Origin of the sequence: Micromonospora sp. NPDC047620, from assembly GCF_043205005.1 — a bacterium.
Lineage (GTDB): Bacteria > Actinomycetota > Actinomycetes > Mycobacteriales > Micromonosporaceae > Micromonospora.
Window position 1 is genome coordinate 178,609 of sequence record NZ_JBIDDG010000012.1, and the last position, 13,184, is coordinate 191,792.

A 13,184-nucleotide genomic window follows, 5' to 3' on the forward strand; every position below is an offset into this window, starting at 1 on the left:
TCTCAGTCCAGGGTGAAGTAGTCGGGACCGGAGTAGGTGCCGGTCGTCAGCTTGGTGCGCTGCATGAGCAGGTCGTTGAGCAGGCTGGAGGCGCCGAAGCGGAACCAGTCCGGGTCCAGCCAGTCCGCGCCGACGGTCTCGTTGACCATGACCAGGTACTTGATCGCGTCCTTGGTGGTCTTGATGCCGCCGGCCGGCTTCACGCCGACCTGCCGGCCGGTGGCGGCGCGGAAGTCGCGGACCGCCTCCAGCATCACCAGGGTCACCGGCGGCGTCGCCGCGACCGGGACCTTGCCGGTGGAGGTCTTGATGAAGTCGCCGCCGGCCAGCATCGCCAGCCAGGAGGCGCGGCGCACGTTGTCGTACGTGGCCAGCTCGCCGGTCTCCAGGATCACCTTGAGGTGGGCGTCCCCGCAGGCCTCCTTGGTGGCCACGATCTCGTCGTAGACCTCCTTGTAACGGCCCGCCAGGAAGGCACCCCGGTTGATCACCATGTCGATCTCGTCGGCGCCGGCCGCGACGGCGGCCCGGGTGTCGGCGAGCTTGACCTCCAGCGGGGCCTGGCCCGAGGGGAAGGCGGTCGCCACGCTGGCCAGGTGCACGCCGGAGCCGCGGAGCACCTCGGCGACGTGCGGGACCATCGAGGGATAGACGCAGACCGCCCCGACGTGCGGGCAGGACGGGTCGGCCGGGTCGGGGCGCAGCGCCTTGGCCGCGAGGGCCCGCACCTTGCCGGGGGTGTCCGCCCCCTCCAGGGTCGTCAGGTCGACCATCCGGATCGCCAGGTCGATGGCCTGCGCCTTGGCGGTGGTCTTGATGGAGCGGGTGCCGAGCTGCGCCGCCCGCTGCTCCGCGCCGACCTGGTCCACGCCGGGCAGGCCGTGCAGGAAGGTCCGCAGAGCGGTCTCGGATCGTCCCAGCTCGGAGAGTTCCGACCGGGCCGACGTCGCTGTCGCCGTCATGCTCCGAAGTCTACGCATCCGACCACTGCGTGATCTTGGTCACGGTGCCGTCGGTCGATCCGGGTGGTGAGCGACGTCGCTGCTCCACCCGCACTCGCAGTGCGGGCCCGGGCGGACCGGTAGGTTGAGCGATCGTGGACGTACACGTCATTGACCATCCGCTCGCCCAGTCGCGGCTGACCGCCATGCGGGACACGCGCACCGACTCCTCCTCGTTCCGGGCGGCACTGCACGAACTCACCACCATGCTGGTGTACGAGGCCGCGCGCTCGTTCCCGATCGAGAAGTACCCGGTGCAGACCCCCGTCACCGGCACCGAGGGCACCCGACTGGCGAACCCGCCGCTGCTGGTGCCGGTGCTGCGGGCCGGCCTGGGGATGGCCGACGCCGCGCTCGGCCTGCTGCCGGAGTCGTCGATGGGCTTCGTCGGCCTGGCCCGCGACGAGGAGACGTACGAGCCGCGCGCCTACATGGAGTCGCTGCCCCGGGACCTGAGCGGCCTGCCGGTGCTGGTGCTCGACCCGATGCTCGCCACCGGCGGCTCGCTGGAGCACTGCTGCCGGCTGCTGGCCGACCGGGGCTGCACCGACATCACGGTCCTCTGCGTGCTCGCCGCGCCCGTCGGCATCGAGCGGCTGGAGCGCTCCGGCCTGCCGCTGCGCCTGGTCACCGCCTCGATCGACGAGGGCCTCAACGACCAGAAGTTCATCGTGCCGGGTCTCGGCGACGCCGGCGACCGCCAGTTCGGCGGCATGCCCCGCTTCTAGGCGGCGCCCCCACGCCACGCCACACCACCCGCCCCGGCCCGCCGGGGCGGGTGGCCCCGGCCGACCGGCCGTTCCGCCCCGCCCCGCCGGTGACTTCCGCCCCGGCCGACAGGCCGTCCCGCCCGGCCGGTGAGTTTCCGCCCCGGCCGCCGGTAACGATCCGCCCCGCCCGCGACACATACGTGGTGTCCCTGTCAGGAACTGCGGTCGGGAGATCGATCAGATGAAACCCGTGGGTGAGCGGGACGAGGGCTGGTTCACCAGCCTCTACGCCACGCACTACCCGGACATCGTCAGGTACGGCCTGCGCCGGCTTCCCGATGCCGACGCGGCAGCCGAACTCGCCCAGGACGTGTTCGTCGTCGTCTGGCGGCGGCGCGGCGAGGTGCCCGAACGCGCCCTCCCGTGGCTCTACGCCGTCGCGCGCCACGTCGTCGCGAACCGGTGGCGGTCCCGGCGCGGCGGTCCGAGCCTGCTCCCGCTCGCCGAGGCGGACCACGTGCCGGCACGAATCGTCGAGCCCGACGCCGTCGCGCCGGTGCTCGACCTGCACCGGGCGCTGCACACGCTGCCCGAAGCCGACCAGGAGATCCTCCGGCTGGTCGGCTGGGAGGACCTGAGCGTCGCGGATGCCGCCGTCGTGCTGGGCTGCACCCGGTCCGCCGCCGCTGTGCGGCTCTACCGGGCCCGGCGCCGACTGCGCTCCGCCCTGGCCGCCCCCACCCCCGCCCGCGGCGCCCGGCCGGCGTCCGCCCACCTCTGAGAGGAGCAACATGCACACCAAGCAGCAGGTCCGGGAGCTTCTTCGCCCGGCCGACCCGGCGCGCGACGCCGTCGTACCGCCGTCATCCCTCGCCGCCCACGACCTGATCCTCCGCGCGGAGGACGCGACCGCGACCCCGGCCGGGCCGGCGCGGCGGGCCGCGCCCCGGCGCACCGTGCTCGTCGGCGCGGCCGCCGCGGTGGCCGTGCTCGGCTCCGCCGGGGTGGCACAGGTGCTCCGGGACGGGCCGGTGCCCGCCCCGGCACCCGCGCAGCCGGTCGCCGGGACCGTGCTCAAGCCGGTGGCCTACGAGGTCGTCGCGGGCGAGCCGGCCGGGCCGCACCTGCGGGCCCTCGCCGCGCGCCTCGTGGACGGCCCGCAAGACGAAAGCGGTGGCCGCTACGCCTACCACCACACCAAGTCCTGGGGCGGCCTGAGCGCGTTTTCGCCCGAGGGTCACATGAGGAGCTACGTGTATGAACGTCGCAACTGGGCGGCGCGCGACGGCCGCCGGTGGGGGGACATGGACATCCTGGGCGTCGAGTTCCCCGACGCGGCGTCCCGGGAGTACTTCTCCACGCGGAGGCCGACTCCCGCGACCGTGCCCAGCCCCAGCGGGGCGCCCAGCGGGGTCCGCGAGGAGCCACGCCGAAAGCTTGGAAAGTTGCCCACCGACCGGGCGGCGCTCGCACGCATGCTCCGGACCGATCAGTCGGCGGGCGACGTGGCCATGGCGGCCCACGAAATCTTCGTCACACACCTGGTGCCCCGGCGGACCCGGGCCGACATCCTCACCATCCTGGCGGACAAGCCAGGCTTCGTGTGGCGCGGGCGGGTCGTCGACCGGGCCGGCCGCGAGGGTGTGGCGATCACCGCCGACCTCACCACACCGCCGGAGCTGCGGGTGATCACGCAGCGGGTGCAGATGCTGCTGGTCTTCGACCCGTCGACCGGTGAACTGCTCGCCTACGAGTACCTGGAGCTGGCCCCCCGAAACCGCGTTCTGCACTACCTGTTGCTGCTCCACACCGGTCGTACTGACACGCTCGGCTGACCGGCACGACCGTCGGGGCGGGTGGGGCACACACTCCGCCCGCTCCGGCGACGGTTGGGCGAGGAAGGCGCACGGGCGCGGCGGCGCGCCATCGACGTGGAGTTGGTGCGCGGAATGCGCGCACCCGCTAGCGTCTCCGGCCATGACTGGTGTTGCTCTCGCCGAAGAGCTGCTTCTCCTCGCGTACGACGACGAGACCGGCAAGGCGACCATGCCGCGGATCAGCCTCGACCTGGGGATGGCCGCCGCGGTGTTGATCGAACTGGCCCTGGCCGGGCGGATCGTGTACTCCGAGGGGTCACTGGCGGTGGCCGACCCGACGCCCACCGGCGAGCCGCTCGCCGACGGGGTCCTCGCCCGCATCGCCGCCGACACCCCGCACAGCCCGTCGTCCTGGGTGCAGCGGCTGCGGCACGGCCTGCGCGACAAGATCCTCGAAACCCTGTGCGCCCAGGGCGTGGTGCGCGACGTCGACGAGACCGAGCTGGGCTTCATCCACGTGCACCGCTACCCGACGGTGGATCCCGCCGTCGAGGCGGACACCCGGCGCCGGCTCGCCGAGGCGCTGGCCGACGGGCAACTCCCCGACGAGCGGACCGCCGCCCTGGCCACCCTGGTCGCGGTGCTGCGGATGGAGCCGGCCCTGGGCCTGACCGGCGACGCGGCCCGGGACGCCCACCGCCGCCTGGAGGAGATCGCCGGCGGCGCCGGCTTCTCCGGCAACGTCAGCCTCGACGACTCGGTCGTCCGTCCCTCGGTGGGCCTGGTCGTGGCCGCCCTGGGCAGCGCGGTGGACGCCGCCCTCGGCCCGCGCCGCTGACCCGACGCGCAGGCTGGCGATCCGGCGCTGTCCGCGCCGCTGACGCCACCCGCACGCCCCGATCCGACACCACCCCCGGCCCTTTGCTCTGCTTCAACCCACGCAACACATGTGGCGCGTCGGGTGAAGCAGAGCAAAGGGCGGCGGGTGCCCGGAGGCCCGATCAGAGACCGAGAGCGGTCGCGATCTCCGCGCGCAGGGCCGCGACGGCCTCCGTCGCCCGGGCGCGGGCCGTGGCGACGTCGCCGTCCGCCACCGGCTCCACCACCTCCAGGTACGCCTTCAGCTTCGGCTCGGTGCCGGACGGCCGGATCACCACCCGCGCGGCCCCGGTGCGCAGGATCACCACGTCCGCCTCGGGGAGCAGGTCCTGCGTCTCCGTGACGGGGTGGCCGAGCAGCGCGGTCGGCGTCGCGGCGCGGATCCGGGCCATGGCGTCGGCGATCACCCGCAGGTCGTCCACCCGCACCGAGAGCTGGTCGGTGTGGTGCACGCCGAACTCGGCGGCCAGCTCGTCCAGCCGGTCGGTCAGGGTGTGGCCCTGCGTCTTCAGCCCGGCGGCCAGCTCGGCCACCGTCAGCGCGGCGGTGATGCCGTCCTTGTCGCGGACGTGCTCCGGGGCGACGCAGTAGCCGAGCGCCTCCTCGTAGCCGTAGACCAGCGGCTCGGCCCCGCCGCCGGCCCGCACGATCCACTTGAACCCGGTCAGCGTCTCGTCGTAGGGCAGGCCCCGGGCGGCGCACATGGCCCGCAGCAGGGACGACGACACGATAGTGGTGGCGTACAGGCCGGTGACGCCGCGCCGCATCAGGTGGTCGGCCAGCAGCACGCCCACCTCGTCACCGCGCAGCATCCGCCAGCCGGGCCGGTCGGCGTCCGGCTCCGTGGGACCGGCGACCTCCCCGCGGGCGCTCGCCGCCGGGCCGGTGTCCCGGACGACCACCGCGCAGCGGTCCGCGTCCGGGTCGTTGGCGATGGCGATGTCCGCGCCGGTCGACTCGGCGAGGGCGACCAGCCGGTCCACCGCCCCCGGCTCCTCCGGGTTGGGGAAGGAGACGGTCGGGAACGCCGGGTCGGGCTCGGCCTGCTCGGGCACCACCCCCGGCACGGGGAAGCCGGCCCGGGCGAAGGCCGCGGTGAGCACCGCCGCCCCCACCCCGTGCAGCGGCGTGTACGCCACGGCCAGCTCGCGCGGCCCGTCCGGGTCGATCACTCCGGTGGCCCGCTCCACGTAGGACGCCACCAGGTCGTCGCCGAGCACCTGCCCGGCGGGGCCGAGCGGCACCTCGGCCAGCGGGCCGACCGACCGGATCGCGGCCTCGATGCCGGCGTCGGCCGGCGGCACGATCTGCGCACCCGCCCCGAGCGCCCCGCCCAGCTCCGCGCCGAGGTAGACCTTGTAGCCGTTGTCCTGCGGCGGGTTGTGGCTGGCGGTCACCATCACCCCGGCGACCGCCCCGAGGTGTCGCACCGCGTACGCGAGCACCGGGGTGGGCAGCGGGCGGGGGAGCAGCAGCGCCGGGCGCCCCGCGCCGGTGGCGACCTGGGCCGTCCGCTCGGCGAACTGCCGGGAGCCGTGCCGGGCGTCGTACCCGATCACCAACGGGCCGGAGCCGCCCTGGGCCGCGAGCCAGGCGACCAGCCCGGCGGCGGCCTGGGTGACCACCGCGAGGTTCATCCCGTTCGGACCGGCGCGCAGCGGGCCGCGCAGCCCGGCGGTGCCGAAGGTCAACGGGCCGGCGAACCGGTCGGCCAGCTCCGGGGCGCTGGCCGGCAGGCGGTCGAGCACCGCCCGCAGCTCGTCCCGGCTGGCCGGGTCGGGGTCGTCGTCGAGCCAGCGCCGAGCTTGCTCGCGAATGTCGTCGATGTCAGTGGTTTCCGCCGGCATGCCTCTTGATAGCACGCCAGCGGATCACCGCTTCTTCTTCCCCTGCGATCAGCCGGCGTCGGTGAGCTGGAACGTCTTCACCATCTCGTCGAAGATCGGCTTGCTCTCGGCGAACTTGGCGTCGGTGGAGGTGAGGTAGAACGAGTACGCCTTGCCGTCGTGGACCACGCCGCGCCACACGCCGTGCCGCTTGGTCTCGCCCTCGCCGCAGGTGTACTCGAACTCGGCCGCCTGCTTGCCGACCCACTCCATCTCGTTCATGGCGAGCTGGGCGTACGGCTTGACGCAGGACTTGGAGCGGCTCTTCAGACCGTCCTCGGCGACCTCGGCCCAGCGGATCGAGGTGGTGCGGAAGTCCTCCACGAGGATCCGCACCTTGCGGCCCTCGTCCTGCGGGTCGACGTAGTCGACCCAGTTGCCGGCGCTCTTGCGCTCCCAGCCCTGCGGCACCATGACCCGTACGCCCTTGCCGGAGTGCTCCTTCATCTCGGGCGTGTTGCCGGCCGGGGCCGCCGAGGTCGGGGCGGCCTGCGGGACGGTCGGCGCGTCGTCGCCGCCGGTCAACAGGACGACCGCCCCGATCAGCAGCACCACGGCCAGGCCGCCGGCGGCGGCGAGCTGCACCTTGCGGGGCCAGCCCTTGACGGTGCCGACGACCTGGTTGCCGATCGCGCCAACCCGACCGGCGAGCCCGCCGCCGGCCGCGGCCGGCGCGGTGGCGGGGGTCGCCCAGGGCTGCCCGGTGCCCGGCACCGACCACTGGCCGCCGCCGTACGTGCCGCCGAGGTGCTGGGTGGCCTCCGGCGGGCCGCCGAAGACGGGGGTGCCCGCGCCCATCCGCTGGGTGGCGTCCGGCTGCCCGAAGGCGGGCGCGTCGGCCCCCATCCGCTGGGTGGCGTCCGGCTGGCCGCCGAACCCGACCAGGCCGGCCGCGTTGGTGCGCAGCTGCTGGGTGGCGTCGGAGCCGGCGACCTGCGGCGTGGCCTCGGGGCCGCCGTAGGTGCGGCCGGCCGGCGCGGGCTTGTCCGGGGCCGGCATCGCGCCGGTGGGGGTGTGCAGCGGCCCGGCCAGCGCGTCGGCGTTGGTGTCCTCCATCGCGGTGGGGCTGGCGGGGAGGGCGGCCTGCGCGGGGCGCTCGCCCCGGCGTAGCGCGGCCAGCCGGTCGGTGAGCGACTCGCCGGGGTTGAGCATCGCCCGCCCGCCGATCTGCCCGGTCGGCTTCGGCTGCTCGGGCTGGGCGGCCGGCGGGGCGGGCAGCGGTCGCTGCTGCACCGGCACGACCGAGTACGGGTCGGTCATCGAGTTCACGGCGGCGGCGTTGCTGGTCAGCGGGCCGGCGAGCAGTTCGCGCAGCATCGCCCGGGCGGTGTGCACGTCGAGGCGGCGGGCCGGGTCCTTCTCCAGCAGGCCCATCAGCACCCGGGTCAGCGGCCCGCTGCGCTGCGGCGGGGCGGGCGGGTCCTCGACCACCGCGTGCATGGTCTCGATCGGGTCGCCCTTGTCGAACGGGGGCCGCCCCTCCACCGCCGTGTAGAGCGTGACGCCCAGCGAGAACAGGTCGCTCGGCGGCCCGAACTCCTGGCCCATCGCCCGCTCCGGGGAGATGAAGTGCGGCGAGCCGAGCACCATCCCGGGGGTGGTGAGCTGCACGTCGGTGGGCATCCGGGCCACGCCGAAGTCGGTCAGCACGCAGCGGCCGTCGGCGCAGATCAGCACGTTGGCCGGCTTGACGTCGCGGTGCAGCACGCCGATCGCGTGCGCCACCTCCAGCGCGCCGAGCAGCGCTATGCCGATCTTGGCGACCACCCGCTGCGCGACCGGCCCGTCCTCGATCACCATGTCGGCGAGGCTGCGGGCGTCCAGCAGCTCCATCACGATCCAGGGCCGGCCGCCCTCGGTGACCACGTCGTAGACCTGCACGACGGCCGGGTGCTGGATCGCGGCCGCCGCGCGGGCCTCGCGCAGGGTGCGCTCGTACATGGCGTCGCGGTCGCTGGGGGCCAGACCCGGGGGCAGGACGACCTCCTTGACGGCGACGTCCCGCCGCAGGAGCGTGTCTGTGGCACGCCAGACCGTGCCCATGCCGCCGTTGCCCACCGCGGAACGCAGCGAGTAACGACCACCGATGGTCGTGCCGGGGGTCGCGCGTCCGTTGGGGGGACTGACTGGTCCGCCGCTCCACGTCGGGATCTGAGTCACAGAAAAGCCACCGGGGGAAATCGAGGGGGGCTGGGACACAACCCCCCTATCTTGCTGGTTCCGACGCCCGATGCGAAACCCGACGCGACGGACGTTTACCGAACTGGACCATACGTGCCCTGACGTTCACCTCTCGTCGATGTCCACGGGTCGGGTGTGCGCTATCCCTCACCCGCCGACGCCGTCGCGCGTCCTACCATCCGCTAATGAGCGAACGGCGGTCAAGCGAGTCCGGTTTCCCGATCAAGGGCGTCTACACGGCCGCCGACCTTCCGGAGGACCTGGACTCCCGGCTGGGCGGCCCGGGCGAGTTCCCGTACACGCGGGGGGTCTACCCCACCATGTACACCTCCCGTCCCTGGACGATGCGCCAGTACGCCGGCTTCGGCACCGCCACCGAGTCCAACGCGCGGTACCACCAGTTGTTGCGGGCCGGCACGATGGGCCTCTCGGTCGCCTTCGACCTGCCGACGCAGATGGGCTACGACTCCGACGACCCGATCGCGCACGGCGAGGTGGGCAAGGTCGGGGTGGCCATCGACTCGATCGAGGACATGCGGCTGCTCTTCGACGGCATCCCGCTGGACAAGGTCTCCACCTCGATGACCATCAACGCGCCCGGCTCGGTGCTGCTCCTGCTCTATCAGCTCGTGGCCGAGGAGAACGGCGTCCCCGGCACGGCGCTGAACGGCACGATCCAGAACGACATCCTCAAGGAGTACATCGCCCGGGGGACGTACATCTTCCCGCCGAAGCCCTCGCTGCGGCTGGTCGCCGACACCTTCGGCTACTGCCGCAAGGAGGTGCCGAAGTGGAACACCATCTCCATCTCCGGCTACCACATGGCCGAGGCCGGCGCGACGCCCGCGCAGGAGATCGCGTTCACCCTGGCCAACGGCGTCGAGTACGTCCGGGCCGCGCTCGCGGCGGGGCTGGCCGTGGACGACTTCGCCCCCCGGTTGTCGTTCTTCTTCGTCGCCCGCACGACGCTGCTGGAGGAGGTGGCGAAGTTCCGGGCCGCCCGGCGGATCTGGGCCCGGCTGATGCGCGACGACTTCGGCGCCAAGGACCCGAAGTCGATGATGCTGCGCTTCCACACCCAGACGGCGGGCGTGCAGCTCACCGCCCAGCAGCCCGAGGTGAACCTGGTCCGGGTGGCGGTGCAGGGGCTCGGCGCGGTGCTCGGCGGCACGCAGTCGCTGCACACCAACAGCTTCGACGAGGCCATCGCGCTGCCCACCGAGAAGGCGGCCCGGCTGGCGCTGCGCACCCAGCAGGTGCTGGCGTACGAGACCGACCTGACCGCCACCGTCGACCCGTTCGCCGGCTCGTACGTGGTGGAGGCGATGACCGCCGAGATCGAGGCGGCGGCGACCGAGCTGATGGACCGGGTCTTCGACCACGGTTCGGCGGTCGACGCCATCGAGGCGGGCTTCCAGAAGCGGGAGATCGAGCAGTCCGCGTACCGGATCGCGCAGGAGATCGACTCCGGCGAGCGGGTGGTGGTGGGCCTCAACCGGTTCGCCATCGACGAGGAGGAGCCGTACGAGCCGCTGCGGGTCGACCCGGCGATCGAGGCGGCGCAGGCCGAGCGGCTGGCCCGACTGCGCGCCGAGCGGGACGCGGGCGCGGTCGAGCGGGCGCTGGCGGAGCTGCGCGCCGCCGCCGAGGGCACGGAGAACGTGCTCTACCCGATGAAGGAGGCGCTGCGGGCCCGCGCCACCGTCGGCGAGGTCTGCGGCACCCTGCGCCAGGTGTGGGGGTTGCACCGCCCGGCCGACCGCTTCTGACCGCTTCCGACCTGACCGGCCGTCGGCCGTTCCGGCGGATCCCGCAGACCGGTCGGTCGGGGCGTTTGCGCAGGTCGCGCCGCGTGCCGGGCGAGCGCTACAGTCGGAGTCAGTTCCCGTCGCCGATCGGCGACGCAGACCGCGGGAGCGGGCCCGGCGACGCCGCCGGAGGGCTTCCGCGTGCGGCGGGGCGGCGTGGCCCACCGGTCACGGCGGTTGCCGGAGGGGTTCGGGGGTATCCCGACGGGGTGGACCCGGACGCACACGGTGTGCGGTCGTTCCGTGCCCGGTCGTGTGACCGTCTTCGGAGCCTCGCCGCCGACAGCGGTCGCGTAATTGTCGGAGTGTCAGTTCACCGGACCGACTAATGCGACAATTCGGAACGACGGCTCCCGAGATCGGCGTCGATTTGGTGACGGCCGGGTCGGTTACGCGGTGTAGGAGGTGTGGGGCAGATGACGGCGTTCAATCGCGATCTACCTGCTGTCCCGCAGATCTACGAACGCTCCCAGCAGGGCATTCGTGACGCTGCGCGCTCTGATCATCACCGGAACGAGGTTGCGCAGCGTCACCGCCGGAGGTCTAGGCTGTCTGCTGTTCCTGATGATCCATCCATTTCTAGCGAACGAGAATTCGACGTGACGAGTGCGTTGACGCTGCCGACCGGCAGCCAGCTGGCGTCGTCCTGGCCGGAGGCGCCGTCCGGGTCCGAGCCCCTGCCGTTCGAGCTGGACCACCTGCTCGCCCTCCGGGTACCCGGGCTGATCGCCACCCGTCGTCACCTCCACTCGCATCCGGAGCTCTCCGGCGAGGAGTTCGAGACGGCCGCCCTGATCGCCCGGGAGCTCTCCCTGGCGGGGCTGAGCCCGCGACTGCTCCCCAAGGGCAACGGGGTCATCTGCGACATCGACGGCCGCCCCGACGGCCCGGTGGTCGCGCTGCGCGCCGACATCGACGCGCTGCCGCTGACCGACTCGAAGGACGTGCCGTACCGCTCCACCGTGGACGGCGTCTGCCACGCCTGCGGCCACGACGTGCACACCACGGTCATGCTCGGCGTCGGCATGCTGCTGGCGCAGCTCGCCGACCTCGGCGAACTGCCCGGCCGGGTCCGGTTGATCTTCCAGCCGGCCGAGGAGATCCTGCCCTGCGGCTCGCTGGAGGTCATCGAGGCCGGCGGCCTCGACGACGTGGTGCAGATCTTCGCGCTGCACTGCGACCCGAACCAGCCGGTCGGCAAGGTCGGCCTGCGGGTCGGCCCGATCACCGCCGCCGCCGACAACGTCACCGTCCGGCTCACCGGCCCCGGCGGGCACACCGCCCGACCGCACCTGACCGTCGACCTGGTCGACGCGCTGGGCCGCCTGATCACCGAGGTGCCGGCCCTGGTCAGCCGCCGGGTGCCGGCCAACAGCGGGCTGCTGCTGGTGTTCGGCCACGCCTCGGCCGGCACCCGTTACAACGTCATCCCCTCCGAGGCGTCCGCCTCCGGCACCCTGCGGGTGATGGACCGCGACACCTGGGAGCTGGCCCCCAAGATCGTGGGTCAGGTCGTCCGCGACGTCATCGCGCCGACCGGGGCCACCGTCGACCTGGAATACCTGCGCGGTCGCCCCCCGGTCAGCAACGACTCGCGGGCCATCCAGATCCTGACCGCCGCCACCGCCGCCGCGCTCGGGCCGGAGGGCATCGCCGAGACCCCGCAGAGCATGGGCGGCGAGGACTTCTCCTGGTACCTGGAGTACGTCCCCGGCGCGCTCGCCCGGCTCGGCGTGGGCCGCTCCGGCCCGAACGTGGACCTGCACCGCGCCTCGTTCGACGTCGACGAGCGGGCCATCCCGGTCGGCGTGCGGCTCATGGTCCAGACCGCGCTGCGGGCACTGGCGGCGGCGCGGTAGGCAGCGGCGCCGCCGGCCCGGCCGGCGTCACCGGCGGCGGGCCCCTGCGCCGCCGCCGGCGCAGCACCACCAGCAGCACCGCCAGCGGTACGCCGAACACCAGCAGCCAGGGCAGCACCGCACCGAGCACGGTCAGCAGGACGGTCATCGAGGTGAGGAAGACCTTCCAGCCGCCCTTGAGCCCGACCAGGAAGCCGATCTCGGTCTCCTCGTCGGCGGTGCTGACGTCCGGCCCGACCAGCGACACGGTGATCGTGGACAGGCTCGCCAGGTCCGCCAGCCGCTCCTTCTTCGCCTCCAGCGAGGCCAGGTCGGACTCCCGGCGGGACAGCTCGTTCTCCAGCGACACCAGGTCCGTGATCGTGGTGGCCCGGGCCAGCAGCCGGCGGGCGCTCTCCACCCGGGCGCGCTGGGTGGTGATCCGGGCGTCCAGGTCGACCACCTGCTCGGTGACGTCCTCGGTGTCGATCTCCCGCCGCTCCTGTCGGCCCAGCTTCGCCAACTCGTCGACGACCCCGTAGAACTTCGCTGCCGGCACCCGCAGCTCCAGCTGCGCCGTCGCGTCGGCATCGGCGCTGCGCCGCTGGTCGCCGCCGACGAAGCCGCCGGCCGCCGTCACGGTGGCGATCGCGCTCCGCGCGGCGGCGTCCACATCGTCCACCTGCACCCGCATCGTGCCGGTGTAGATGATGGACCGCTGATCCACCCGCAGGTCCGGCGCGCCCGCGCCGCCGCCCTGCTCGGCCTGCCCGCCGCCCTGCTCCGCCGCGCCGCCGGCCCGGTCCTTGTCCGCCGAGGCGGCCTCCGGCGCGCTGGCGGCCGAGTCCTTGTTCCCGCCGGAGTCGCCGCTGCCGCAGGCCGCCAACCCCAGCAGCGCCACCAGCGCGGCGGCCGTCAGCCGTACGCCCCGACGCCGTCGTTCCCGTCCGTCCATCCCGGCTCCCCTCGTCCTCGCCCCCGTGCGGGGCGATACGTCAGACGCGGCGCGCCAACACGCCGGTTCCGGCAGACTGCGCTCAGGACATCACGATTCGATAATCTTG

Annotated in this window: 10 protein-coding genes; 6 read left to right on the forward strand and 4 right to left on the reverse strand. The window is 73.5% G+C overall.

Annotated elements, in window-relative coordinates; translation table 11 throughout:
- Positions 1-2: 2 nt before the first annotated feature.
- Positions 3-962, reverse strand: a complete 960-nt coding sequence (gene deoC / locus ACGF5C_RS17065) for a deoxyribose-phosphate aldolase (RefSeq protein ID WP_357458465.1) — start codon at positions 960-962, stop codon at positions 3-5.
- A 134-nt stretch (positions 963-1,096) separates the two neighbouring features.
- Between deoC and upp the strand changes: the two genes are divergently transcribed.
- The 4 genes from upp to ACGF5C_RS17085 all read left to right on the forward strand — a co-directional run bounded on the left by upp (position 1,097) and on the right by ACGF5C_RS17085 (position 4,366).
- The gene (upp, locus tag ACGF5C_RS17070) at positions 1,097-1,729 is read left to right on the forward strand and encodes a uracil phosphoribosyltransferase (protein WP_393302616.1); all 633 of its coding nucleotides are present in this window, start codon (positions 1,097-1,099) and stop codon (positions 1,727-1,729) included.
- Positions 1,730-1,952: 223 nt separating this feature from the next.
- The gene (locus ACGF5C_RS17075) at positions 1,953-2,492 is read left to right on the forward strand and encodes an RNA polymerase sigma factor (protein ID WP_393302619.1); all 540 of its coding nucleotides are present in this window, start codon (positions 1,953-1,955) and stop codon (positions 2,490-2,492) included.
- Positions 2,493-2,502: 10 nt separating this feature from the next.
- Positions 2,503-3,546: a CU044_5270 family protein gene (locus ACGF5C_RS17080; RefSeq protein WP_393302622.1), complete on the forward strand. Its 1,044-nt coding sequence runs from the start codon at positions 2,503-2,505 to the stop codon at positions 3,544-3,546.
- A 142-nt stretch (positions 3,547-3,688) separates the two neighbouring features.
- Entirely contained in the window at positions 3,689-4,366 is a 678-nt protein-coding gene (locus ACGF5C_RS17085) for a GPP34 family phosphoprotein (protein WP_393302625.1), read from the forward strand.
- A 163-nt stretch (positions 4,367-4,529) separates the two neighbouring features.
- Here ACGF5C_RS17085 and ACGF5C_RS17090 read toward each other — a convergent pair whose 3' ends face one another.
- Positions 4,530-6,254 carry a phospho-sugar mutase gene (locus tag ACGF5C_RS17090; RefSeq protein WP_393302628.1) on the reverse strand — a complete coding sequence of 575 codons (1,725 nt, stop codon included), beginning with the start codon at positions 6,252-6,254 and terminating at the stop codon, positions 4,530-4,532.
- A gap of 48 nt (positions 6,255-6,302) precedes the next feature.
- The gene (locus ACGF5C_RS17095) at positions 6,303-8,453 is read right to left on the reverse strand and encodes a serine/threonine-protein kinase (RefSeq protein ID WP_393302631.1); all 2,151 of its coding nucleotides are present in this window, start codon (positions 8,451-8,453) and stop codon (positions 6,303-6,305) included.
- A 206-nt stretch (positions 8,454-8,659) separates the two neighbouring features.
- On the opposite strand from ACGF5C_RS17095, the gene ACGF5C_RS17100 reads away from it, so the two are divergent.
- Together ACGF5C_RS17100 and ACGF5C_RS17105 are read left to right on the forward strand one after the other, a co-directional pair.
- On the forward strand, positions 8,660-10,243 hold the full coding sequence (locus tag ACGF5C_RS17100) for a methylmalonyl-CoA mutase family protein (protein ID WP_350685901.1): 1,584 nt from the start codon (positions 8,660-8,662) through the stop codon (positions 10,241-10,243).
- Between the two features lie 638 nt (positions 10,244-10,881).
- On the forward strand, positions 10,882-12,141 hold the full coding sequence (locus tag ACGF5C_RS17105) for an amidohydrolase (RefSeq protein ID WP_393302634.1): 1,260 nt from the start codon (positions 10,882-10,884) through the stop codon (positions 12,139-12,141).
- Here the strand turns inward: ACGF5C_RS17105 and ACGF5C_RS17110 are convergent.
- Positions 12,098-13,075, reverse strand: coding sequence for a DUF4349 domain-containing protein (locus ACGF5C_RS17110; RefSeq protein WP_393302637.1), 978 nt, complete (start codon positions 13,073-13,075; stop codon positions 12,098-12,100). The genes ACGF5C_RS17105 and ACGF5C_RS17110 overlap by 44 nt on opposite strands.
- Positions 13,076-13,184 lie beyond the last annotated feature (109 nt).

Excerpts from the sequence above, each read along its gene's own strand:
- deoC (WP_357458465.1), bottom strand. The coding sequence starts at position 962 with ATGACGGCGACAGCGACGTCGGCCCGGTCGGAACTCTCCGAGCTGGGA.
- ACGF5C_RS17075 (WP_393302619.1), top strand. The coding sequence starts at position 1,953 with ATGAAACCCGTGGGTGAGCGGGACGAGGGCTGGTTCACCAGCCTCTAC.
- ACGF5C_RS17080 (WP_393302622.1), top strand. The coding sequence starts at position 2,503 with ATGCACACCAAGCAGCAGGTCCGGGAGCTTCTTCGCCCGGCCGACCCG.
- ACGF5C_RS17085 (WP_393302625.1), top strand. The coding sequence starts at position 3,689 with ATGACTGGTGTTGCTCTCGCCGAAGAGCTGCTTCTCCTCGCGTACGAC.
- ACGF5C_RS17090 (WP_393302628.1), bottom strand. The coding sequence starts at position 6,254 with ATGCCGGCGGAAACCACTGACATCGACGACATTCGCGAGCAAGCTCGG.
- ACGF5C_RS17100 (WP_350685901.1), top strand. The coding sequence starts at position 8,660 with ATGAGCGAACGGCGGTCAAGCGAGTCCGGTTTCCCGATCAAGGGCGTC.
- ACGF5C_RS17110 (WP_393302637.1), bottom strand. The coding sequence starts at position 13,075 with ATGGACGGACGGGAACGACGGCGTCGGGGCGTACGGCTGACGGCCGCC.